At 37.4% G+C, this 22,611-nt stretch carries 23 protein-coding genes, 3 tRNA genes and 2 pseudogenes; 16 read left to right on the forward strand and 12 right to left on the reverse strand.

Annotated features, from left to right (window positions below):
• Positions 1-89 precede the first annotated feature (89 nt).
• Positions 90-437 (forward strand): hypothetical protein, encoded by a 348-nt coding sequence (locus KN1_RS12445; protein ID WP_221287963.1) that lies wholly within the window; start codon positions 90-92, stop codon positions 435-437.
• 538 nt (positions 438-975) lie between these two features.
• Positions 976-2,307, forward strand: coding sequence for an ATP-binding protein (locus KN1_RS12450; protein ID WP_221287964.1), 1,332 nt, complete (start codon positions 976-978; stop codon positions 2,305-2,307).
• A gap of 786 nt (positions 2,308-3,093) precedes the next feature.
• On the opposite strand, the gene KN1_RS12455 is transcribed toward KN1_RS12450, so the two are convergent.
• The 5 genes from KN1_RS12455 to cdvA all read right to left on the reverse strand — a co-directional run bounded on the left by KN1_RS12455 (position 3,094) and on the right by cdvA (position 6,635).
• A tRNA-Leu gene (locus KN1_RS12455) sits at positions 3,094-3,190 on the reverse strand.
• Between the two features lie 60 nt (positions 3,191-3,250).
• A complete protein-coding gene (rpiA, locus tag KN1_RS12460) occupies positions 3,251-3,922 on the reverse strand; it encodes a ribose 5-phosphate isomerase A (protein WP_221287965.1) in 672 nt (223 codons plus the stop codon).
• Positions 3,923-3,994: 72 nt separating this feature from the next.
• A complete protein-coding gene (cdvC, locus tag KN1_RS12465; RefSeq protein WP_221287966.1) occupies positions 3,995-5,116 on the reverse strand; it encodes a cell division protein CdvC in 1,122 nt (373 codons plus the stop codon).
• 4 nt (positions 5,117-5,120) lie between these two features.
• Positions 5,121-5,900, reverse strand: coding sequence for a cell division protein CdvB (gene cdvB, locus KN1_RS12470; RefSeq protein WP_221287967.1), 780 nt, complete (start codon positions 5,898-5,900; stop codon positions 5,121-5,123).
• 18 nt (positions 5,901-5,918) lie between these two features.
• Entirely contained in the window at positions 5,919-6,635 is a 717-nt protein-coding gene (gene cdvA, locus KN1_RS12475; RefSeq protein ID WP_221287968.1) for a cell division protein CdvA, read from the reverse strand.
• A 168-nt stretch (positions 6,636-6,803) separates the two neighbouring features.
• On the opposite strand from cdvA, the gene KN1_RS12480 reads away from it, so the two are divergent.
• Positions 6,804-7,052 (forward strand): hypothetical protein, encoded by a 249-nt coding sequence (locus tag KN1_RS12480; protein WP_221287969.1) that lies wholly within the window; start codon positions 6,804-6,806, stop codon positions 7,050-7,052.
• Between the two features lie 6 nt (positions 7,053-7,058).
• Here KN1_RS12480 and eno read toward each other — a convergent pair whose 3' ends face one another.
• Positions 7,059-8,303 (reverse strand): phosphopyruvate hydratase, encoded by a 1,245-nt coding sequence (eno, locus tag KN1_RS12485; RefSeq protein ID WP_221287970.1) that lies wholly within the window; start codon positions 8,301-8,303, stop codon positions 7,059-7,061.
• A gap of 348 nt (positions 8,304-8,651) precedes the next feature.
• Between eno and KN1_RS12490 the strand changes: the two genes are divergently transcribed.
• A complete protein-coding gene (locus tag KN1_RS12490; protein WP_221287971.1) occupies positions 8,652-8,981 on the forward strand; it encodes a zinc ribbon domain-containing protein in 330 nt (109 codons plus the stop codon).
• Positions 8,962-9,387 (forward strand): signal peptidase I, encoded by a 426-nt coding sequence (locus tag KN1_RS12495; protein WP_221287972.1) that lies wholly within the window; start codon positions 8,962-8,964, stop codon positions 9,385-9,387. Before KN1_RS12490 ends, KN1_RS12495 begins: the two co-directional genes overlap by 20 nt.
• Here the strand turns inward: KN1_RS12495 and gcvPB are convergent.
• Positions 9,379-10,899 carry an aminomethyl-transferring glycine dehydrogenase subunit GcvPB gene (gcvPB, locus tag KN1_RS12500; protein ID WP_221287973.1) on the reverse strand — a complete coding sequence of 507 codons (1,521 nt, stop codon included), beginning with the start codon at positions 10,897-10,899 and terminating at the stop codon, positions 9,379-9,381. The two genes, KN1_RS12495 and gcvPB, sit on opposite strands and share 9 nt — an antisense overlap.
• On the reverse strand, positions 10,883-12,253 hold the full coding sequence (gcvPA, locus tag KN1_RS12505) for an aminomethyl-transferring glycine dehydrogenase subunit GcvPA (RefSeq protein WP_221287974.1): 1,371 nt from the start codon (positions 12,251-12,253) through the stop codon (positions 10,883-10,885). The genes gcvPB and gcvPA overlap by 17 nt, the downstream gene beginning before the upstream one ends.
• Before the next feature lie 37 nt (positions 12,254-12,290).
• Here gcvPA and gcvT point away from each other — a divergent pair, with 37 nt between their 5' ends.
• From gcvT to KN1_RS12550, 9 genes are all read left to right on the forward strand, one after another.
• Positions 12,291-13,334: a glycine cleavage system aminomethyltransferase GcvT gene (gcvT, locus tag KN1_RS12510; protein WP_221287975.1), complete on the forward strand. Its 1,044-nt coding sequence runs from the start codon at positions 12,291-12,293 to the stop codon at positions 13,332-13,334.
• Between the two features lie 6 nt (positions 13,335-13,340).
• Positions 13,341-13,763: a glycine cleavage system protein GcvH gene (gcvH, locus tag KN1_RS12515; RefSeq protein WP_221287976.1), complete on the forward strand. Its 423-nt coding sequence runs from the start codon at positions 13,341-13,343 to the stop codon at positions 13,761-13,763.
• A 1-nt stretch (position 13,764) separates the two neighbouring features.
• Positions 13,765-14,505, forward strand: a complete 741-nt coding sequence (locus KN1_RS12520) for a proteasome assembly chaperone family protein (RefSeq protein WP_221287977.1) — start codon at positions 13,765-13,767, stop codon at positions 14,503-14,505.
• 6 nt (positions 14,506-14,511) lie between these two features.
• A complete protein-coding gene (locus KN1_RS12525; protein ID WP_221287978.1) occupies positions 14,512-14,883 on the forward strand; it encodes an alpha-crystallin domain-containing protein in 372 nt (123 codons plus the stop codon).
• Between the two features lie 73 nt (positions 14,884-14,956).
• Positions 14,957-15,958, forward strand: a complete 1,002-nt coding sequence (locus KN1_RS12530; protein ID WP_221287979.1) for an AbrB/MazE/SpoVT family DNA-binding domain-containing protein — start codon at positions 14,957-14,959, stop codon at positions 15,956-15,958.
• Between the two features lie 26 nt (positions 15,959-15,984).
• A complete protein-coding gene (gene sufC / locus KN1_RS12535; protein WP_221287980.1) occupies positions 15,985-16,722 on the forward strand; it encodes a Fe-S cluster assembly ATPase SufC in 738 nt (245 codons plus the stop codon).
• Between the two features lie 77 nt (positions 16,723-16,799).
• Entirely contained in the window at positions 16,800-18,239 is a 1,440-nt protein-coding gene (gene sufB, locus KN1_RS12540) for a Fe-S cluster assembly protein SufB (RefSeq protein ID WP_221287981.1), read from the forward strand.
• On the forward strand, positions 18,240-19,385 hold the full coding sequence (locus KN1_RS12545; RefSeq protein ID WP_221287982.1) for a SufD family Fe-S cluster assembly protein: 1,146 nt from the start codon (positions 18,240-18,242) through the stop codon (positions 19,383-19,385).
• Between the two features lie 70 nt (positions 19,386-19,455).
• Positions 19,456-19,602 (forward strand): aCcr1 family cell cycle regulator, encoded by a 147-nt coding sequence (locus KN1_RS12550; RefSeq protein ID WP_156007956.1) that lies wholly within the window; start codon positions 19,456-19,458, stop codon positions 19,600-19,602.
• On the opposite strand, the gene KN1_RS12555 is transcribed toward KN1_RS12550, so the two are convergent.
• Both KN1_RS12555 and KN1_RS12560 read right to left on the reverse strand, forming a co-directional pair.
• A tRNA-Thr gene (locus KN1_RS12555) sits at positions 19,584-19,671 on the reverse strand. The genes KN1_RS12550 and KN1_RS12555 overlap by 19 nt on opposite strands.
• A 63-nt stretch (positions 19,672-19,734) precedes the next feature.
• On the reverse strand, positions 19,735-20,709 hold the full coding sequence (locus KN1_RS12560) for an NAD(P)/FAD-dependent oxidoreductase (RefSeq protein WP_221287983.1): 975 nt from the start codon (positions 20,707-20,709) through the stop codon (positions 19,735-19,737).
• Positions 20,710-21,023: 314 nt separating this feature from the next.
• Between KN1_RS12560 and KN1_RS12565 the strand changes: the two genes are divergently transcribed.
• Positions 21,024-21,111 (forward strand) — tRNA-Met (locus KN1_RS12565).
• A gap of 129 nt (positions 21,112-21,240) precedes the next feature.
• Here KN1_RS12565 and KN1_RS12570 read toward each other — a convergent pair.
• Positions 21,241-21,479, reverse strand: a pseudogene (locus KN1_RS12570) (IS701 family transposase); the annotation flags it as partial.
• A 119-nt stretch (positions 21,480-21,598) separates the two neighbouring features.
• Here KN1_RS12570 and KN1_RS12575 point away from each other — a divergent pair.
• Positions 21,599-21,765: pseudogene (locus KN1_RS12575) on the forward strand (ISH3 family transposase); the annotation flags it as partial.
• A gap of 284 nt (positions 21,766-22,049) precedes the next feature.
• On the opposite strand, the gene KN1_RS12580 reads toward KN1_RS12575, so the two are convergent.
• Positions 22,050-22,571, reverse strand: a complete 522-nt coding sequence (locus KN1_RS12580) for an inosine/xanthosine triphosphatase (RefSeq protein ID WP_221287984.1) — start codon at positions 22,569-22,571, stop codon at positions 22,050-22,052.
• Positions 22,572-22,611 lie beyond the last annotated feature (40 nt).

Genomic DNA, 22,611 nt, shown 5'->3' on the forward strand with positions numbered 1-22,611 from the left:
AAACTGGTTAAATATAACGTTTAGTAGTCACAGTGTTTGACGAAAGGTAGGATGTAATAGATAAAAAACTAGCTATTGTTTTACTATTTATGAATTCCCAAATTGAGGCTAAAATAGCTCAAATGAGGTGTGAAAATAGACCCGTAAAAGTTATAGCGAAGAGACTTGGATTGAACAGAGAAGATATAGAACTTGTTATACAAAAATGGATTTTGTCTACAGACCCATTTATCGAAGAAATAATTAAGGGTAGGAAAGTAAAGAATCCTAAGGTAGACCCTTCACTCAAAGTCAACTTTGTAAGTAATGTAGAGGAATTGCTTAAAGATGATGATGTATTGGACTATATAGCCCTTCACTGGACTGATCACCATGACAGGCTCATGGACTGTATTAGGTATAAAATTTACGTGTATCTAAAGACTAAAGAGGGTTGAGAACTACCACAAATAAGTTGAACCTTGAATAAGGTGACGGAATGTGGATCAGCTATACTACAAGTTCGCCTCAACTATTTCGTACCTTTATCCAATATGTTCAATTAGTTAGGTTAATCATTCTAGAAGAGAAATCTACACGTAAAGTCTACGCCTTAACGAGGTTAAGAGTAAAGAGAATTCGGTGGTTATGCAGGATAAAGGTAAGAGAATGATACAAAGTAGGTGTCATTTTGAAGTTTCATCTTAAGTTTATAATGATAATAGATAAGGTGTATTCGTGTTAATATCTAGTTTTTTATACTTTATTTGAGAGGTAAAGCTATTTCTAGTGTATTACATCAAGGTTTCTAGGTAAATATTTATACAGAGTAAATACTAGACTAAGTTTTTACACACTCTAATAAGGTATTAGGACAAGGTCAAATACGTCACTATTTTTCATAAAGGGTGTACTAGTTAAGTCCTAAAGGCTGACTTAACGGGTTCACACTAAGAAATTGTGTAGGTACAAATTAGGGGTTCCATAACCAATTAGATGGTAAATGAAACTGGTCAGAAAAAGACCACTTACTATCTAAAACTGGTCAGAAAAGGACTTATATCCTGTTTCAGATTAACTCCCGTGGAGAGGTTTAAGAGTGTTATTGCAGAATGGTTAACCTCAAGGTTACCAGACTTGGTAGAGAGGGACGTGTCTTTGCCTTTAGACAAGGACTACATAATTACCGTAACTGGAGGTAGGAGGAGCGGGAAGACGTTCCTGCTCTATCAGGCTATTCGAGAAATAATTAAACGCGGTATGGCATCTCAAGATGAGATTTTGTATGTGGACTTTGAAGACTATAGAGTTAAGGGAATATCTGTAGATGATCTAGATAAGCTTCTGACTTCATTCATAGAATTAACAGGGAAGCAGCCAAAGTATTTATTCTTTGATGAGATACAGAACGTTAGGGGCTATGGGAGCTGGTTTAGGAAAAAGATTAACGCTAAAATTTACTTATCTGGCTCTTCGTCACAATTAACCCCGATAAATATCGCGGAGGAGTTGAGGGGAAGGAGCATAAACTACGAGGTCTATCCACTATCGTTTAGGGAGTTTTTAAGGTTCAAGGGGATCGCGTACAGCCCTCTTATCGCGTACACTCCCCAGCGGGGCATACTACTTTCTCTACTTAGAGAGTATCTGTATTACGGGTCCTATCCTGCTGTCGTTCTCGAAAGGGAAGATAAAGTGAAACTTTTGCGCTCGTATTTCGATTCGGTCATAGTAAGGGATCTTTCAAATGTAACCCCAAATATTGCTGAGAGTTTTGCCACCTACTTGGTCGCCAATTATTCGAGCCTGATAACAATAAACAGAGTTTATAACTATTTGAGGGGCCTCGGTATTAAAATAGGGAAAGAGACAGTCCTAGAGTTGTTCTCAAAAGCCAAGGAGAGCTATTTTTCTTACTTTGTTGAGGAGTTCGATAAGAGCGAGAGTAAGAGGAAGGTAAACCCTAAGAAGCTCTATGTGGTAGATACCGGATATTCAACGGCTTTAGGTTACGAATTTTCGATATCAAGGGCTATGGAGAATGCGGTATTCATAGAACTCTTGAGGAGAGGTTACAAGGAAGTATATTACTGGAAAGGGAAGAGAGAAGTAGATTTCGTAGTAAGTAAGAACTTTACCCCCATCACATTAATTCAGGTAACTTATGCTACCGATAAGGTGGAAGAAAGAGAAACGGAAGGGATACTTGAGGCCAAGAGTAGGCTAAAAGTTGATAGTTCCTTAATTATAACCTGGGACTACGAAGGAGAAGTTAAGGGGATCAAGGCATTACCGTTGTGGAAGTGGTTATTAAGCCAGGAAGAATAGAAGACGGAAATTAATATAACAGTAAAATAATGACGGAAATATTTATGCTTTACAAAAAGTGTCTCCGCGAGAATTCTTTTATTTGGAGTAAACTTACTGTCACCCTTTATTACTTCTTTATCAAGCTTGAAATGAATTTAATGGATAATTATGATAACGCTAACCTTGTACTTAGGTTTTGTAGGTAGACTAAAGTCTAAAGGTATAAAGCGGTATTAAAGTCCCTGAATTTACACTGCGAGAGATGGGCAAAGGGAAGAAACCGCTATGAAAATTTAGACGAGACGACTAAGAGGGCAATACAGACAAAAAATGGGGATCTATATACGTTTTTCTCTCGCATAGAAAATTGAATCAAAAGAAGCTTTTAGAAACGCTCTTATGGAATCAATAATAGATAACCAGATTAGCATATCTGCGGTTATGATCTTCCCTATAATTTTTACCTTATAAGCGAATAATTCACCGTTAAACTATTGCTATAGTATAGAATACTTTAGTATATAATGTTAAAGATAAGGAATTACGTAAGCGGACATACTGTCATTATTAAGCTATGAGTCATAGATAGGTGGAATAACACTCTAGAGTAATTGTACAGATCATTAGTATAATATGCCTTAAGGATGAATTTTATAGGTTATTGTGACTTAATTTTCACAATTTTTCCAATAAATACTATCCGTGAAGTGATGAGGAAGGCTGTACCGCAGAGAATGATCAGAGCAGTTAAAGAAGGAACCGTTATCATACCTTTAGGTGATACAAGTTTTGTGTAAAAATACGTGCGGGGGGTGGGCTTCGAACCCACGCAGGCCTACGCCAGCGGATATCCCGGAGGCGTCTTGAGTCCGCCCCCTTTGACCAGCTCGGGCACCCCCGCTTGTTTATTAAGATTTAATTCATGAGTTTTAAGTTTTTGTATCGTTGAACCGTACTTACCTCACATCACTTCTATACGGCCTTGATCTGTTCCTAAAATTATTTCATAGTCCCTTACTCCTTTTTTACCGCAAAATACACCGCTTTCGACTACTCCCGGTATTTCTTTCACTTTCTTTTCGAATTCACATAACTCCCGAGAATTAACTTCTGCATCGATAATTGCGTTTCCATTGTCTGTTATTATACTTCCTATTTTCCCATTACTTTCTCTGATTTTAACATTATATCCCAGAGAGCTTAGTTCAGATAAAACATAAGATAACCCAGTTTGTACAACTTCTACGGGGACGCTTAGTTTAGCTGATGTGTTAAGTTTCGTGTACTCTCCTATGAAAACAGACTTTTGTGAAAAATAATATAGTAATTTCTCTCTAAGTAGAGCTGCACCCCCACCTTTTACCATGATTTTATCTTTAGTTACCGCATCAAAACTATCAACATAAATCTCTGGCTTTATACCTGTGGTTAAAGATAATACTAGTGCTCCTCTCTTTGACAACTCAAGCTCTGTATCCATTGAGCTAGCGATAAAAATCTTGTCCTTTAACATATTTTTATTATCTAAGACTTCAATTAACTTCCTGACTGTCTTACCAGTGCCCATGCCTATTACTCTGTGCTGTAATAACATAGGTGATACGAACTCAGCCACGACTTGTTTTGCATCCATAAAAGTATAGTGATAAAATGGATTTTAGCACTTTCCCTAGGGAAAAAAGTAAAAGAGATCTTTATTAAGGAACTAAAGGGCCTTAAACTTCTCATGCCATACCTCGTAGGCTTTGATCATTTCTTGATTAACACTCGGTTTTCTAACTTTTAAAACTTCAATGAAATCATTAATGTTGACCGGTCTAGGCTCGGATAAATTCTTCTCAAACATCTCCTTTACTACTCTTATTTGTGCAGCTTGTACAATGTCCTTTATATCACTAGCAGTATAACCGTCTGTTAACTCGGCTAATTGATTTAAATTAACGCTACTATCGAGATTAATCTTAGAAGAGTAATACTTAAGCAGCGATAATCTCTGGTTGAAGTCAGGTAATTTTACATATATTCTCTTCTGGAATCTTCTCAAAAATGGCTCATCTAGTCTCCATGGTTTATTGGTTGCACCTACTACGTACACTTTAAACGATTCTGACTTGTCTTGTAAACCATCCATTTCTTTTAGAAATTGGTTCCTAACTCTTACTTCTCCTCCATTTTCACTGTTATATACCCCTAACAACGCGTCTATTTCATCAATAAATATAATTACAGGTTTGTCCTCTTTTTTGGAGAGTTCTCTAGCGTTGGTAAATATCTTTGCCACATTTTTTTCTGCTTCACCTAACCACTTAGACATTATAGACGCAGCGTCTACTTGAATGAAGTATGAATCGATCTCGTTAGCTACGGCAGCCGCTATCATTGTTTTTCCGCAACCAGGTGGGCCATATAGTAGGATCCCTCTAGGCCAACCTAGTGGAAATAGATCCGGTCTTTTAGTTGGATAAACTATTGACTCCTTTAACGCTTCCTTAACGTCATCAAGCCCTACAATGTCGTTAAACGACACTTTAGGTTTCTCTTTGACTATCAAATCTTCAATGCTAACACTCGTAGTCTTAACTTGTTCTTCCCCGTTAGCCGGGATTACTTCTTTAAGGACCTCTATTCTCCTTTTGTATTCATTGATCATTTGTTCATATACCTTGATAGTATTTGAGTCATGATAAAGAGCTACTAATTGCGATAATACTTCTATTGCTTTTTTGTAGTTATTTATAGCTTCTTCTACATTTCCCTCTTTATCAGCTTTGACAGCTGCCACAGCATACTTTCGTGCCATCTCCTCTAGCATAGACTGCGCAGACATCAATTTACCCCTCTAAAGCTATTAGACCTTTCTGTTCTAATCTCTTTAATAAATTAAGTACTTCAACCTTATCTACACCATAATTTTTCGATAAGTACTCTAGATCCAAGAACCCACCCGTACTTCTAATATAATCCAATAGCATTTGCTCAGTAAGGCTCCTCTTTATCTGTACAGCCTGTGCTCTTGGCTTCGGCAACTCGGATGGTGGGTGCGGTAACTCGGGTAAGATCTCTCTCACCTTTACTTCAGCCATTTTCTGTGCTTCATCTAAAATCTGTTTAGCCTGCTCATCTACTATCGCGGGTACTACAGATTTTTCACTTATCGCACCAGTTTCTATCGCTATGCTGTTTACGCTGCTGGTTATCGAATCCAGAGCTAAAGCTACTTCTGGTGCGACACCTTTGATCTGGTCTTTGAGTTCGCCTAAGATTTTCATGACCGGGAATAAGACTAAGGAAACTCCTTGAAGCTCTTGTACGGTATCAAGTTTTAGCCTTACTTTCTCAATGGCCAAATATGCGGTGTAAATTATTTTAATCATCTTTCTTATATCTGATATTTCTTGGGCATAAATCGTCGCCCTCGCCATATCTCCTTCTATCTGTGCTCTGACTACTTTCTCAAACAGTTCCTTATCTCGCTCTTTAAGCCGTCTTATGGCTTCGTCAAGTCTGTCCTGTTGGTCCTTTAACTTTAAGGATATCTCAGTGATCACCTTATTCAACTGAATTTTACGCTTCCTGTCACTGTTAAAAATTGATGAGAACTTATCAAACATCCTATGTCACTAGATTATTCAGAGAGTATTTATTACCCTTACTGGTATTGGCAAAGCCACTTCTGACTTATTACTCTCCGTCTTTGCGGATTGTTCTGTCTGCGTTGGTAATGAGGGAGAAGGCTTTAATTCTAAACTCTCTTTATCAAGCCCGTCAAGTTTATCTAGTGTTTTTTTAATATCGTCACGTTCTATAGTATAACTCTCCTTAGAGAGTCTCAGGATTTCTATAGAGTTTTTATATGCTGTGTCAGGCAACTCTCCTGAAATATAACTCATCTTTAGGGCTATTGTGGCCTTTTCAATTTGGGCTAGCTGATCCTCAATCTTGTTTAGCCTGTCTTTTAGCTTCCCCTTTAACTTCCCTTGTTCTTCCCTGACTTTTAACATCTCTGCGTCGAGTTTTCTTTTCATATCATCATACATACTCTTAGGGATCTCGTTCTTAGAGTAAAGTTCCTCTAGTGCTTTTTGCCTTCTCCTTATTTTCTCCATGTAGCCCAATATCCTAAAGGCCTCATTTCTCCACTCAGGTATAAGGACTAACGAATCACCGTCTAGTTTTAGACTATCAGGGGGGTAACTCTTTATCTCCTCGCCCTTTGAAATTTCTATACCAGTTACAGTGCCGTCTATCTCAGTATAAACGTGAAGCAGAACTCCCACGTCTCTGCCGTAAATGTCCTTTATCTTTTGTCCTATAAATTTCGTTAATACCTCAACTGAAACTGGCATGGTATTACTCCTCAAAGTTATCAGCTCTGTTAAGAATATTTAAAAGGATTTGGGCCCCTCAGAAGGTAGAGGGTCATCACTGATAAGTGCTTTTAACCCTCATCATCGGCCCGGTAATATTATGATAGATTATTTAAAAAAGGATCTCACGGAAAGATATAATTTACAATGAGTTTGCAAACACTTGAAAATATAACGAGACAGTTTTCTGGACTATTGCATATTAATCCTTCCCCTTTAGCATCGGTGTTTATCATAATTGGGATGGCAATTTTAATCGTTCTTCTGTTAGGCGGTATAGTGTACGGAGTAGTCCAAGCATTTAAGACATTACCAAACATGCCATTTAGGAGTTTTGTGATACTAATGGTGGTTATAGCGACTTTCTTGATAGTACTCGGAATACTTATTCCTTAAAGAGGATTATAACCTCTTCCCATAGTATTCTAGTCCATAATCCCTTTCTATTTCTATTATTCTATTATACTTACTAGTCCTTTCTCCCCTAGCTGGAGCTCCAGTTTTGATAAAGTCACTCTGGACGCCAACAGCTAAATCTGCTATGAAATGATCTTCAGTTTCTCCACTCCTGTGACTAACAATGATTTTTATAGAATTTTTCTTAGCCAATTCTATGTAGTCAAAGGTCTCACTTAAGGTTCCTATTTGGTTAGGCTTAACTATAGTACCAGTTGTAGATTTTTTTTCAATACCTTTCTTTAAATATTCTACGTTAGTGGTGTAAAGATCGTCTCCCGTCACTATAGTATTCTTGAGCTTAGATTGTAAAGTTGCAAACCTGTCGAAATCGTTCTCGTTAAAGGGATCCTCTAAGTACAGTATTGGGTACTCATTAGCTAAATTTGCATAATAGTCAATCATCTCATCTGGGGAATACTTCTTGCCGTCGATCTCGTAAACCCCGTCGTTATAGAAATCTGATGACGCTGCATCCATACCTATGTAAACTTGGCCTTCATATCCCGAGTTCTTTATGGCAGTATATACAAGGTCTAATGCATCCCTAGTCTTTTCAAGTGGTGGAGAGACTCCCCCTTCATCGCCCAAGGCGGTATATATTTTTCCATATCTTTCGGTTATTAGATCTTTGAGTTTCTTGTAGATAGTAGTAGATGCGAATAATGCATCTGAAAACGAATCAAAATCTTTAGGTATTATAATAAACTCCTGGATCTTAAGCATATTACCCGCATGAAGACCTCCGTTTAAAATATTAAGAAGAGGTATAGGCGTATACCTAGTCTTAGGACCCCCTATATATCTAAAGTATTCTATATTGAGGCTTTTAGCTGCTGTTTTGAGAACTGCTATAGAAGTGGCAATGGTAGTATTACCACCTATCCTACTCTTGTTTACGGTTCCATCTAATTTAAGAAGAGTCCGATCTACGGCTAGTTGATTTAGAACGTCAAAATCCCGTAATGCGTCGTTAATAACAGAATCAACTATTCTTACAGCTTCTGTAACTCCACCGTCCTTATCCCTTAATTCAACCGCTTCCCTAGTACCTTTTGAGGCACCTGCAGGAGCATCTCCAAAGTCCGATACTCCTCCATACGTCTCTACTTTTACTCTAATAGTCCTATTTCCTCTAGAATCTAATACTTGATATCCTCTTATCTTCTTTATCCTAGACGAATCACTCATTTTAAATCCTTGAATGATATTCAAATAGAGAAGACTAATATATGTTACCTATATGTTATAGTTCATTACCATTACTGGTTTATGGTATCCTAACACCAATCTATACATATGCCTTAGAAGGTAAGCTAAGCAACGAGAAAGCATTTTATTTTGCATGGGTTACAGCGCCGTTCCTAGTCGCGTATTTTTACGTCAAATCTATTATGTTTATACCATTATTATTGATATTTAATATTATTGCTTATATAATAGTGTTTAATAACAAATATAAATATATTGTATCCGTGCTTTTATCAGCGTCAATATTGTGCCAATTAATTTATAGTTTAATTGTATTACATATTACTCATGCCTAGGAAAAAACAGAGCGATCCAGACACATGTCCGAATTGTGGTACCAAAGCGGATAAACCGACAAAGACTTGGCAACTCGTATCCCCACTTCCAGACGCTTACGGGAGAATAACGATAACTGTAATGGGTTCTTATGAGTGCCCTAAATGCGGACATAAATGGAAAGCTGTGGTCTCGAAAATAAAAGCCGGTGGAAGCTCGGTAGAGGTAGAAGGGAAGAAAGGGGTTAAGAAAATAGGAGAAGAAGAACAAAAAGAAGAGGAAAATAGAGCAGAAGTAATAGAATTAGACTTAAGTGATCTGGATGAAGATGAAGAAGAGTGACGTGATACTTCTCGCTCTTATTATAATAATTTATATAAGTGTGTTTTCTGGTGTTGTACAGACGGCAAGTGTAGAAGGAGTATCAATGTATCCAGTCTTTCAGAACGGCTTCTTAACTTTCTATACCTCACCTAAAAATATAACTGTAGGTAATATAATTATCTATAAATCAGAACTGGGTACTTATGTTATCCATAGAGTAGTTCAAATAAATTACCAGTATCATAGTTATGTCACACAAGGAGTAGATCCAATTACTAACCCTATCCCGGATAATAGGATAGGCTTAGAACCGCCTTACGGAGTTCCGAAACAATTTGTCGTAGGAAAAGTACTTGAAGTTCATGGAGTTATAATTTCAATACCTTATTTAGGATATATATCTATATTATTCTCGTTACTTTAAGTGAGATATTTTTCCTTCGCTTCTTAGCCTATAAACTCTGTATGTAGGTGTTACAGTAGAAGGATGGTTAGCTATAACTTGATCGATCCTACTTACCGCAGTCTTGGACGGAGAGTTAAGAATTGCCTGAGGATTTTTATACGCCTCGTCAATTATTTGCCTGATTGCCTCAGCATAACTATCTAAAACTTCCTTAGGCTCCGTCTCTGTAGGTTCTATCATTAATGCCTCTTCAACATTTGGTGGAAAGTAAATTGTAGGTGCATAGAAACCCCTATCGATTAGGGCCTTAGCAATATCATTAGCAGAGACACCGGTATCATTAAATAAAGGCTTGGCAGAAAATACTACCTCGTGTTTTCTAGGCCTATCGGAAAAAGGTAGGGATAATCCCCTCAAATCCTTCAACTTACTGATCAGATAATTTGTAGCTAAGGTACTCATCTTTCCTACCATCGATAACCCTTTAGAGCCTAGTCCCAAAATATACGCATAAGCTCTGGCGACGTTCCCTATATTGCCGTAAAATGTAGCTATTTTCCCTATACTCCTTGAAGGTACGTAATCGAAGGTAAATTTACCATCTTTTTTCTGAACTAATGGATATGGTAAATACTCTACCATTTCTCCCTTAGCACATATAGCACCAGCCCCTGGTCCTCCACCTCCATGAGGGACACCGAAGGTCTTGTGTAAATTAATGTGGACTATATCAAAACCCATATCGCCAGGTCTAACGACACCTAGTATTCCATTTAAATTAGCACCATCGTAATATAATTTAGCATCAACGCTGTGCAAAACCTTTGAAATCTCTAAGATTTCACTTTCAAACAGACCCAGAGTGTTAGGGTTAGTAAGCATAAAACCTGCAGTTTTCTCGTTAGTAACCTCTTTTAAGACATCAAGATCTACTAGTCCTTCTTTGTTTGTTCTAATATATACTACTTTATAACCTCCCATAGCAGCACTCGCTGGGTTTGTACCATGAGCTGAATCTGCAACTAACATTTCATCACGATTTCGTCTATTTTTATCCTCATGATATTTCTTTATCATTAAAACTCCGGCTAATTCCCCAGCAGCACCTGCTGGAACTTGTAAACTACATTGGTCCATACCAGTCATTTCAGCTAACATACTCTGCATTTCGTATACCATTTCAAGAATACCTTGTACAGTGTCGAAGTCTTGAAGCGGGTGATAATCAGAAACTAATGAGCTTACTTTCTCTTCTATCTTTGGGTTATACTTCATAGTGCATGAACCTAGAGGCATAAAACCCGTATCAACACCAAAACTCATCTGCGAAAGCCTTATGAAATGCCTTATAACTTCAAGCTCTGATACTTGGGGTAGTTCCGGTTGCTTAGCCCTCTTTAATTTACTAGGTAACTTAATCTCAACGTTTTCTCTAATCTCCTTCTCGGTTGGTATTAAGACACCTACTCTATTGCTAGTACTCTTGTATTCTGTGATTAACTGTTCATCCCATTTAGCTTGCCTCCACACTTTCTATCACCTCTTTAATTTCAGAAATTAAAGTATCGATCATTTTTTTAGTGTGCACTTCGGTAACGCAGAACAACGCTTCACTTTTACCGATCTGTATTCCCCCTAAAATCCCCCTCTTCAGTAGGTGAGAGTGTATTAATGAGTAGTCGATAGGAAACCTTAATGCAAATTCTTCAAAGAAATCGCCTTGATAAGCTGACGTTACACCTTTTATACTCTCAAGTTTTTGCTTAGTATAATGGCTTCTCGCATATATTTCTTCAGCCATTGCTTTAAGTCCGTGCTTTCCTAGAAGTGACAAGAATACCGCATTGGCAATTGCCATTAGTGCTTCATTAGTGGTAATATTTGATGTAGCTTTTTCCCTTCTTGCAAACTGCTCTCTTGTTTGTAGTATCAAAGTAAAAGCCTTATTGCCATTTGAGTCTTTAGTAAGGCCGACGATTCTACCGGGCATCTGCCTTACTAGTTGTCCATCCCACCTTGTAGCCATTATACCTACTAGTGGCCCTCCGTAATTTAGTGGAAGACCTAATTCTTGTCCATCACTTACAGCTATATCAATTTCGTACTCTCCTGGAGGTTTAATAAGACCTAAAGATAGGGGGTTAACACCCATAATACTTATTGCTCCTACTTTTTTTGCGTAGTCTGTTATAGTTTCTATCTCTTCCTCAAAGACACCGTAATAATTTGGTTGTTGAATATATATAGCGGATATATCGTTGGAAGATGATATGATCTCTTTTGCTTTCTCATAATCTAGTTCGCCAGAGTATTTATCGTAAGGTATTTCTATAATTTTCAACCCCTTGCCATATACCCATGTCTTAAGTACCTCCTTGTGGTAAGGGTTTATATTGGCTGGAATAGCAATAGATGTCTTCTTATTAATTCTATTAGCCATCATTACAGCCTCAGCTAAGGCAGACCCCCAGTCATAAAGCGAAGCATTGACGACCTCTAGTTCAAATAGCTCAGCAATTAAGCTTTGGTACTCAAAAAGGGCTTGAAGAAGCCCTTGAGTGATTTCAGGTTGGTAAGGAGTGTATGAAGTGTAAAATTCTGAACGACTAATTATAAATTTTACAGCCTCGGGTACGTAATGAGGGCACTCTCCTCCACCCATAAATGGCGGAGTAAGTAATTTCATGTTTTTACTTTTTAGCTCTTTTAGCCGTAAAGTTATTTCGTATTCCGATAAGGGCTCCTTATAAGGTAAGTCAAAGTCCCCTTTTAAGAGAATTTCGTTGGGGACATCGGAAAAGAGGTCATAAATGTCGTTAACGCCTATTACTTCCAGCATTTCTTTAATGCTTGCTAAGTTTGGTAACCAAGGATGCATCTCCATATAAATATCAACAAGTTATACTTGATCACGGTTAATAATGTTTAGTTCACCTCTTTTGGATATTGAAACAAAGCTAAATGCCGATATAGGAGAATTTGCAGGCTGGCAAATGCCGATGAAATATACTAGTTATCTAGATGAACACTTAGCAGTTAGGTCGTCATGTGCTTTCTTCGACCTCTCTCACATGGGAAGATTACGAATTAAAGGGAAAATAGACGAACTTGACAAGTTAGTAGCAAAGGAAATAAAGAAAGAAAAAATCGGAAAAATGATAGGACCTACTGCATTCCTTAACGATAAGGGAGGGTTTGAGGATGACGTAATGTTATATAAGGTAAATGAGGATGAATTTCTAGTAGTTACAAACGCAATAAATAGAGAGAAAATAATAAACTGGATAAGAAAAAACTCACAGCTTAACGTAGAAGACCTTACCTTTGATCTAGCTATGATAGCCATTCAGGGAAGAACCGTGTGGAATATAATAGAAAAAGTCGAGTTACAACCATTAGAGTTTAAGCTAAATACCAAGTACATGAATGAGGAAGTATACCTCATAAGTAGATCTGGCTGGACTGGAGAGGACGGTATAGAAATATGGGGAAGACCAGAAACACTTTCAAGACTTATTATAAAACTTGTCAACCTAGGTGTGAAACCTGCAGGACTTATCACAAGGGATAGCCTGAGGCAAGAAATGGGATTCGTACTCTATGGGGAAGACATTGATTCCTTTATTACACCAGTCGAAGCGAGGTATTGGGTATTTTCTCTAGATAAAGAATTTATTGGAAGAGAAAAAATAGTTGAGCAATTAAAGACTGGAGTAGATAAGATAAGAATAGGGTTTAAAGGTAAGAAGAATGAAAGAACCATTCCCAGAAAAGATAACCCTTTCATGGTTTTAGGGAATAAAGTTGGATACGTGACCAGTAGTACCTATAGCCCTTATCTAAATAGGGTAATTGGAATGGGTTACGTTAAACCTGATCACCTTTACTTAGGTTTTAACTTAAACGTTGATGTAAGGGGAAAAATGATAGATGTAAAAATATCGGACTTCCCATTAATTGGGTGATAGTCTATGAGCAATGAGGAAATCGTAGGAGGGAAATACAAGGTCTTAAAAGACAGATATTATACGGAAACTGATGAGTGGATAACAATAGAAAATAATACGGCAAAAGTAGGGATTACAGATTATGCCCAGAAGAAGTTAAGAGATATTGTAGGTGTAGATCTCCCGCAAGTAGGGAGAGAAGTAAGGTTAGGTGAACAAGTAGCCACTGTAGAATCAGTAAAGGCTGCAGCTGATATATATTCACCGCTTTCAGGAAAAATAACCGAGGTTAACGAGGAGTTAACGACATCACCAGAACTAATAAATAAAGACCCTTATGGGAACGGTTGGATATTCAAATTAGAACTTTCAGATACAAAAGAGATCGAAAAATTGTTAAGTTACGAACAATATATAGATACAATTAAAAAGAGAGAGGGCTTGTAAAATGTCAGTAGAAGTTTTAGAAGATTACCAGCCTATTCTTACAAAGCCTTCATATATGGTTGTAGGAATGCCAGACGCAGGTTTAGTAGGTGTTATAGCAACAGAGTACTTAATTGAAAAACTTGGACTAAAGGAATTTGGATCGATATATGCACCGGGATTATTACCGCCTATATCTCATGTTAAGGACGGAATAGCGAAATCCCCAATAAAACTCTACCACGGGAATAACCTATTAGTTTTTCACTCGTGGATAGCTATTCCTTCCGAAGCGCTGTTTCCGATATCTAAGGAAATCGTAAAAATAGCTAAAAAATATGGGATATCTACTATTATTTCTATAACCGGACTTCCTATAGAGGACAGGCTAAATACTACTACAATAAATGCATATTGGATAGGTAACGGTCAGGAAGTTGCACAAGAAATGGAAAAAATAGGTTTGATGAAGAAGTTCGGCGACGGATACATTGCTGGTCCTTACGCTCCCCTGTTGATTGAATCTAGAAAGGAAAACTTAAATAACTTTACAATAGTAGTGGAGTCCTTTCTAGACCTACCGGACCCGGAGGCATCTGCATTAGCACTGTCTATCCTTTCTAAATATGTAGGGTTCAATATATCAGTAGACGAACTGATGCAGGAAGCAGAAGAAATTAGAGAAAAGATTAAAGGTTTAATGGCACAAACTAAAGCAGAACTTCCTAAGTATGCTTCTGGGAAACCGATGACATATGCGTGAGCTGAAATGCCCGTATTTAAAGACTTAGATGAATTAATTAGATATCTTATAGCTAAGCAAGAGGAAGAATTCGATGCAATTGAACAAGAAATAAAAAGGCAATTCGCTGAGGTGGAAAACTTCATTAGGTCTGCATCTCCTCTATACTCTATCGAGGAACTACAAGATTGTTATAAGTACCTTTTAGATATACCTAAAGCTGATACTTCCAGTCTTAAGATAGTGACATCAGACAATGTGTTAAAAGTGTACTGTAAAACAAACAGTGGCAGAGTTTACCATCTAAAGTTTACAATACCCCCTGATGCCGACCCTAATACGGTAGAAATAACCAGACACAAGTGGTTAATTGTAATAACAGTTAAAAAGAAGCACTGAATTTTATAAAGACTTAGAATAAATTAGAAATGTTTATATAAACGCCGTTTAAGTTTAATAATAGGGAACTATTTTGACCGAGGAAACTAATAAAAGCCCGAAGGACGTAGAAACAAGAAAAGTCCAAAGGTTAGGCTCATCTTCTCTTTTTATAACATTACCCAAAAAATGGATAAACAAGTGGGGTATAAAGCCCGGAGATAAGATTATAATGGAGATATCTGAAGACGGTACGCTTAGATTAGTAGCTGAGAAAGTAAAGGTAAATTATAACAGAAGAAATGTCAGAGTAGACATAGATAGTTATAAGCAACCTATGGTCACGGCAATACCTTGTCTTTACATCCTTGGCTATGACGAGATAATGTTTACATCTAAAAAGAACATAGACCCAAAGGAATTTGAAGATGTTATAAATTACTCTAAACACCTAGTAGGGATAGAAGTAGCTGAAACAAATGAAAATAGTATAAAACTCGATTGTTTGTTGGACACTGAAAAAATCGGTGCTGAGTCGCTTCTCAGAAGAATACTTAACATTGCATCAAGGAAGGTTGACGAGATTTTAGCATACTTGAAAGGACAGCAGATAAATGAAGTACAGCCCAGTATAGAAGATTTGAAGAGAGTACAACTGATGCTTTTAAGGAGGAGTATGGGAGGCAGATATACTTCCGAAAGAGACACTTTAAGGAATTTTATAATAGCAATCAACTCAATAATAATTCTCCGAGTCTACAATATTATGACTAAGCTAAGTAACTTTATAAAGAACACAAAATCCTCTTTAACAGCTGAACAAATAAAAATACTGACGGATATGTTCCAGAAAATAAACGACCTATTTGATGAGATCATTATGACAATACTTTTCCCGAGCGTGAAGAGAATATCGAACGGCTATAACATTATCTCACAGCTTAAACAAGGATTAGAACAACTTAACATACAAGATCTATTGATAAAGAATTACCTCGAAGAACTAGTCCAAAGCTTGGAAGAGGCATTAACCAACTCCTCTTGTTCAATATTTTTGGAGGAATTACCTTGGATAGAGAGAAATTTTAATGCGTGAGTAAAAAATAAGTATGGAGAAAAGTAATGACTACATTAAAAATAAAAAACCTTCACGTCCAAGTTGAAGGGAAAGAAATACTAAAAGGGGTAGACCTTGAAATAAACTCCAAAGAAATTCACGTGCTGATGGGACCTAACGGAAGCGGTAAGACGTCCCTGTCTTTAGCTATAATGGGGCATCCAAAGTATAAGGTCACAGAAGGCCAAATACTACTTGATAATGAAGACATAACAAACCTTGAGACTTATGAGAAAGTGAGAAAGGGTTTATTCCTAGCTTTTCAAAACCCAATAGAAATAAATGGGGTCAAACTTTCCACACTTCTAGTAGCGGAATACAACAGGATATACGGGTCATCAACACAACCACTACAAATAATTTCCCAAGTAAAGGAATTAAGTAAAACAGTAGGAATTACAGATTCTCTCTTAAATAGAGGGATCTTCGAAGGGTTTAGCGGTGGAGAAAAGAAGAGGACGGAGATCCTACAAATGCTCCTTATGAAACCTAAAATAGCGATCCTAGATGAACCTGATTCAGGAGTAGATGTTGATGGATTGAAAGCCATTTCCAACGCGATAGTAAAACTCAGGGAAGAGAATAGTACCGGCTACCTTATAATCACCCATTATAGAAGAATTCTAGAGCACATAAACGCTGATAAAGTCCACGTCTTATATAAGGGTAAAATTGTAGCAAGTGGCGGAATGGAACTAGCTAAGTTAATAGATGAAAAGGGTTACGAAGGAGTTCTTAAGTAATATAGCATTTTTATTACTAATTATTCATAGGCAAGTTTAAATTGGATCTTTAACACAGTTAATGTAGGGTAATCCAATTGCCAGAAGAAAAAATATCTGTTGACATAAACGAGATAATAAACGCTGCAATTGAGGCTAAAAATAACTCACTTACACAGCAGGAATTTCACAAGAGAGTAGTAGAGTCGGGCCTTAGCAAAGATATTATAACTGAAATTTCTAAAATAAAAAAAGAACCAGAATGGATGCTCAGACTAAGACTTAAGAGCCTTGAATTATTTGAAAAGCTTCCTACACCAAATTGGCTGCCGGACTTCCTATCTGAATTAGACGTATCTAAAATGGAGATATACATTAAACCTGATGTTGAAAAAACATCCAACTGGGATCAAATACCGCCAGAAATAAGGAAATATTATGAACAATTAGGGATACCTCAATCAGAACAACAGTACTTAGGAGGACTAGTAGCTACTTTCGAATCGGAGCCGATATATAGTAATGTGAAAAGTGAACTACAGAAAAAAGGAGTAATAATGATGCCTCCAGAAGAAGCCGTACAAAAATACCCCGATATAATCAAGGAATATTTCACAAAAATATTCCCAGTATCAGACCATAAGTTCGCAGCGCTCCACGGGGCACTTTGGAGCGGTGGAGTTTTCGTATACGTACCTAAAGGTGTCAAAATTACAATGCCCGTAGAAGGGTTTTTCATAATAGGAACAGAGATGGAAGGACAATTTGAGCACACTCTACTTATTGCAGATGAAAATTCATATATCCACTTCATAGAAGGGTGTAGCGCACCTCAGTTCAAAAAGTTCTCATTCCATGACGGAATGGTTGAGCTCTATGCAAAGAAAAACGCGTATATTAAATTTACTACAGTACAAAATTGGAGCAAGAATATAATCAACTTTAATAATAAGAGGGCTTGGGCTGATGAAAATTCTACAGTAGAATGGGTAGAAGGGTCATTAGGGTCAAAATACAGCTTTGTATACCCCTCAACTATCTTGAGAGGTAAAAACGCAACATCTACAAGCCTTGTAGTCACCCTTGCGAGTGGAGAAGGGGAGTGGAAAGACAGCGGTTCAAAAATGATCCACGCAGCACCGAATACAAAGAGTAAAGTCATAAATAAGAATATAGGGTTTGGCGGAGGAGTGAACATTTATAGAGGCCTGATAAGGGTTAACAAAGGGGCTGTAGGCTCTAAGGCTTTCGTAAAATGTGACTCCCTAATGTTAGACGAGAAGACGAAAGCTTATACATTCCCTCATAATCAAGTATTCGAAGAAGACGCTGATGTCGCACACGAAGCACATACGTTCAGGATGAACGAAGACCAGTTATTCTATCTGATGAATAGAGGGATAGACGAAAAGGAAGCTGTGTCGATGTTAGTGTTAGGGTTTATAGACGAGATCATGAAAGAATTACCATTTGAATACGCTACAATGTTGAACAAGGTTATTAAGTTAGAACTTGACAAGTTAGGTGCAGTGGCATAAATGCCTTTGCTAGATTTTTCTACAGCTCAAAGTTTTATTTCAAAATTTGGAAATAAAAGTGAAAGAGAAAAACTTTTGTCTTTGTATTTATCCCTGCCTTATCAGAAAGTTAATGATTCACCTACCTTAAAGCATTATACAGATTGGTCTAAGTTTGAAACATTAAACCTTGAGGTAAGAGATAGTTATGATACACGAAATAGATACTTAAGTGAAATAGAAGGATTTACATCTATAACTTATCCTAAGGATATAGAAGGCGTAGACGAAACCTCTAATTCACTAATCAGACCTGAGGAACATAAGTTAGTAAGCTTAACATTAGCATTATCAAATAAAGTCATAATCTCGTCTTCAAAATACAAAAAAGTGTTTTTCCATCACATATCGTCAGAGGGAGTTTTTTCCCCTTTAAACCTTGAAGTAAAAGTAGAAGACGGAGATGTCATGGACTTCGTTTATCTTTCAGATTCCCAAGGACAGAGGGCAATGACGTCCTCAGTTATATCGTTCGAAGTAGGTAGGGACGCACAGCTAAACTTAAGTATAGTAGGTCTTTCACCCAGTGTATTTGTCCACTCTAAAGCACTTGTTAAAGGAGAACTCCACACAAATATCTTCGCCTCTAAATCTTTCATTTCTCACGTCAATTACTCTATAGAATTAATGGAAAACGCCCTATCTACGTTCTCAGCAAAAGCGATAGGTATAAACGAAGATAACGTAAATGTCAGAGTAAGTGTAATACATAAGGGTAAAAGGAGCAAGAGTGACGGGATATTAAAAGCAATATCAACAGATTCAGCGCTTTCTGTGATCGGGGGCGACGCGGTAGTTTCAGAGGAAGCTCTAGACTCCTCTACATCAATTATAGGTAGGGCATATAACATAGGTAAAGACTCAAAGGCAGTAGTTGCACCAATGTTAGAGGTCAAGACGGGTAGGGTACAACTAGCGAAACACTCGGCTTCTGTATCTCGAGTGCCAGAAGAGCTAATATTTTATTTAGAAACTAGAGGGTTCAGCAGGAAAGAAGCAGAATCCATGATAATAAAAGGGTTTATAATAGATGAAAATGATCCGCCATTCTTAGAGAAAATAATAGATAAAATACTTACGGAAGCTAAGGTATTACTTTCGGTCTAGTCTCTCTATTCCCACTTAAGTAAAAAACCCCTTATTTATAACCTACACAAAAGGTAATACTGAGGGCGATATGAGAGTCATCACATTTAAAGTGGAAGAGGAACTATTACAAGAACTGGACTTATACGCTGTCAACTCAAGAAACACTAGAAGTGAAATAATCAGAGAGGCCCTTATAAAATACTTAAGGGAGAAGAAAGCCGCCGCGGGGACTTGAACCCCGGACCACCGGCTATCCTGATAGCCCTTACAAGGCCGGCGCTCTACCAGTCTGAGCTACGGCGGCAAATTATTATTTTACCTAATTAATTTTAAAGTTTTATGCCGTGCGAACCTTCAAATATCTTTTTTATGAAACGACCAACCTTACAGCTCTAAATATACCTACTTTTTCTGCTAATTCTGCTAGTTCTCCCTTTACAAACCGCCCGAGAAAATCGCCAAAATAACTATCTCCTATCCTCACTACGATTGCAACTTGTTTATACCTGAATTTTTCCTCTCCCCCTAACAAGTTTAGCATAGCCCTCTTACCGGCCTGAACAGCAACTTGGGCCGACATCGGGATATACTGTTTAGTAGTAGCACAGTCACCAGCACCATAAACGTCATTATAGTCAACAGACCTAAGGTACTCATCAACCACCATCCTCCCGTTGACGTTAGTTAGCCCCATTTCATTTATCATAGGGGATCCTTTGAAACCTACTGATGAAATAATTATATCGGCCCTAATTTCATGGTCATTGGTAACAACCAAGCCATTATCTATTTTCTCCACTTTGTTCTTAAGTAACACCTTCACTCCTAATTTAGTGAGCAACTCATAGGCATAAGTCGAAGACTCGGTAGTCATGAAAGATAAAAGCCTGTCCTGTGCTTCTATCAAATAAACGTCCTTAAACGGGTCCATTTCTTTTATCGCTCCTGCCAGTTCTACGCCCAAATTACCTCCACCTAATACCACAACAGACTTAGCCTTCAATAGTTTCTCCCTTAATTTTAAGGCGTCTTGTACGTCTTCTACCTTCTCGGTATTTGCAAAAATTTTCTGTGAATACCCTAATGCTATTAATAACCTATCGTACTGGAAGTCACCTCTATCTGTAATAACTAACTTCTTTCTAAAGTCCACATTCCTTACTTTGGCAACGAGAACCTTATGATAGGGTACCTTGGCTAACTTAGGATCCCCCGTTTTTACTACATCTACTAGCCTATGCGTGAGGGTGAAATAACTTTTCTGGTCTATAAGTAAAGCGTCAGGGTTAACTTTTAAAGCGGATAAGCCTGCAAACCCTCCACCTAAAATAATAGTCTTCATATGTATATATCTACTTTCAACTTTTTAAAGCTACTTTCGTAATATTTAAAATTTTCACTTTATATCAAACGTCTGAAAAGCTTAATTAGAGAACTACAGTAGCTGAACACTTGAAGGCCTTTAAACAGCTTAATTTTTAAGTAATTTCTTTTTTATTTAATCTTTTTTTAAAATAATATTCTTATTAATTAATATAAGTCTACACTAAAACCAACCGACTATAACAATGTAACTTTTAGGGAAATAAATCTACCTTATGCCCCTAACTTCTGAATATAAACTTTATAACCGAATTAGTGATTAAAAGATATAGTGCCGCCGTAGCTCAGCCTGGTTAGAGCGCCGGACTCATACGGCGTAGGGGACATCCGGTCGTCCGGGGTTCAAATCCCCGCGGCGGCACTTTCCTAATCTTTTTTGAAAATTGAAGAGGTTTATGTTCTTATGAAGAGAATTATCGGAAACGCCCGAGGAAGAAAACGAATATATCAGTTAGGTCTCTGACATATTTATCACAGCGGTTATTCTACTTTAACGTAACTTGGAGATTTTCATCAAACCTAGTGCACTTCCTAAACGAATTTCAGCGAACATGAGAAACTCCTCAACACCCTTCAAGTTAAGGGAGCTAATCAAATCCTTGGTCATGTTAACAACCATCACGAAGAGGAGCAAGTAACCTTGAAGCCTACTCCTCTTTAGGAAAGAGAAGCTTGAATACCAAGAGCATTAATACCCTTGTGGAACTTCTCTATCTCCCACCTAATTCTCTAAGTCAGTATGGGAATCTCTTTTTTTCGCGTAAAAAATGAAATAAAATTAAGAAAAGAGTCAAAAGAATGCTAATTTTTGGAGAAAAGTTTGTATATTAGAGGGCTAACCTTAACATATGAAGGGGAATCAAACCAAGCGGACGGAGTCCTACAACAAGGACTTCGTCCAGTTCGCCCTCAAATTAATCTACATCTCTCTGGCCAATATACTTTCCCCGAAGAATTCCTCAAAGCTTTCCTTAAAGCTAGAGGAACTTACTTGAGTAGGCTTAGGTATAATGGTTTTCTTTGTTCTAAGTAGTTAGTGGTACTTATCTTGTTATTTTAAGGAAGATAGGATTCTTGTGGGGTTGATGTTTGTGGTGCTGTTGTTTTGGCTGAGGAGAGGTGGGGAGTGTTGAAAATGATTTTCGTTCTCTTGAGGAGCTAAGTTGATATACATCATGGAGAACTATTGAACAAGCGGCGAAGAGGAGAAATTGAGAACCCTATTCCTCTAACGACGAAACCGTAGAAATACCACAGTGGGAATTTATAGTTTGAAGGATCGAAGGTTTAAGACGCTTTTCACGCTAAGTTATTATCTGTAATTAAGTTTATTAACGCATTTCTAAAGGCTTCCTTTAGCTCGATTTTCCTTGTTAAGCGAAAGTTTGTATATATTCCCCATGTGTCTTTAGGGTTTACACTCTTTTCCTTACCAATTTCATTTAATATTTCGTAATGTTTCCTTCCCTTACTTATGGCAAAGATTATATGATCAGGTATTTTAATCCCGCTTGAATAACTTACATACTCCTTTCCCTTGTATAATATAACACAAACCGTCTCCTCAAATAGTGTATTATATCTATTCACTAACCCGCTTTCTAAGCCGACGTAAGCCGAGTTCTCATCATTTATTTCTCCCATTAGCGCGTAGGCTCTATTTTTAGCTCCTATGTAAGTCTCGTCTTGAAGTGGAGTTAGAGGTACTCCAGAATCGACTTTATATGGAATCACCTTTGCCTTGACGTTATATTCTGACAAAACCTCTTGGGCTGCTTCATATTTCAACTTACTCAAAGAGCCTAAGTACAAAGTTAGCATCAGACCTAAACTTTCTAATCATAAATTTTAAGATTTATCA

This window comes from Stygiolobus caldivivus (assembly GCF_019704315.1).
Classification (GTDB): Archaea; Thermoproteota; Thermoprotei_A; order Sulfolobales; family Sulfolobaceae; genus Stygiolobus; species Stygiolobus caldivivus.

Excerpts from the sequence above, each read along its gene's own strand:
- cdvB (WP_221287967.1), bottom strand. The coding sequence starts at position 5,900 with ATGTTTGATAAGTTCTCATCAATTTTTAACAGTGACAGGAAGCGTAAA.
- KN1_RS12550 (WP_156007956.1), top strand. The coding sequence starts at position 19,456 with ATGAGAGTCATCACATTTAAAGTGGAAGAGGAACTATTACAAGAACTG.
- KN1_RS12480 (WP_221287969.1), top strand. The coding sequence starts at position 6,804 with ATGAGTTTGCAAACACTTGAAAATATAACGAGACAGTTTTCTGGACTA.
- sufC (WP_221287980.1), top strand. The coding sequence starts at position 15,985 with ATGACTACATTAAAAATAAAAAACCTTCACGTCCAAGTTGAAGGGAAA.
- KN1_RS12450 (WP_221287964.1), top strand. The coding sequence starts at position 976 with ATGGTAAATGAAACTGGTCAGAAAAAGACCACTTACTATCTAAAACTG.
- KN1_RS12580 (WP_221287984.1), bottom strand. The coding sequence starts at position 22,571 with ATGCTAACTTTGTACTTAGGCTCTTTGAGTAAGTTGAAATATGAAGCA.
- KN1_RS12525 (WP_221287978.1), top strand. The coding sequence starts at position 14,512 with ATGCCCGTATTTAAAGACTTAGATGAATTAATTAGATATCTTATAGCT.
- gcvPA (WP_221287974.1), bottom strand. The coding sequence starts at position 12,253 with ATGGAGATGCATCCTTGGTTACCAAACTTAGCAAGCATTAAAGAAATG.
- KN1_RS12445 (WP_221287963.1), top strand. The coding sequence starts at position 90 with ATGAATTCCCAAATTGAGGCTAAAATAGCTCAAATGAGGTGTGAAAAT.
- rpiA (WP_221287965.1), bottom strand. The coding sequence starts at position 3,922 with ATGGATGCAAAACAAGTCGTGGCTGAGTTCGTATCACCTATGTTATTA.
- KN1_RS12545 (WP_221287982.1), top strand. The coding sequence starts at position 18,240 with ATGCCTTTGCTAGATTTTTCTACAGCTCAAAGTTTTATTTCAAAATTT.
- KN1_RS12560 (WP_221287983.1), bottom strand. The coding sequence starts at position 20,709 with ATGAAGACTATTATTTTAGGTGGAGGGTTTGCAGGCTTATCCGCTTTA.
- gcvT (WP_221287975.1), top strand. The coding sequence starts at position 12,291 with ATGTTTAGTTCACCTCTTTTGGATATTGAAACAAAGCTAAATGCCGAT.
- cdvC (WP_221287966.1), bottom strand. The coding sequence starts at position 5,116 with ATGTCTGCGCAGTCTATGCTAGAGGAGATGGCACGAAAGTATGCTGTG.
- KN1_RS12520 (WP_221287977.1), top strand. The coding sequence starts at position 13,765 with ATGTCAGTAGAAGTTTTAGAAGATTACCAGCCTATTCTTACAAAGCCT.
- KN1_RS12490 (WP_221287971.1), top strand. The coding sequence starts at position 8,652 with ATGCCTAGGAAAAAACAGAGCGATCCAGACACATGTCCGAATTGTGGT.
- KN1_RS12495 (WP_221287972.1), top strand. The coding sequence starts at position 8,962 with ATGAAGATGAAGAAGAGTGACGTGATACTTCTCGCTCTTATTATAATA.
- eno (WP_221287970.1), bottom strand. The coding sequence starts at position 8,303 with ATGAGTGATTCGTCTAGGATAAAGAAGATAAGAGGATATCAAGTATTA.
- gcvH (WP_221287976.1), top strand. The coding sequence starts at position 13,341 with ATGAGCAATGAGGAAATCGTAGGAGGGAAATACAAGGTCTTAAAAGAC.
- cdvA (WP_221287968.1), bottom strand. The coding sequence starts at position 6,635 with ATGCCAGTTTCAGTTGAGGTATTAACGAAATTTATAGGACAAAAGATA.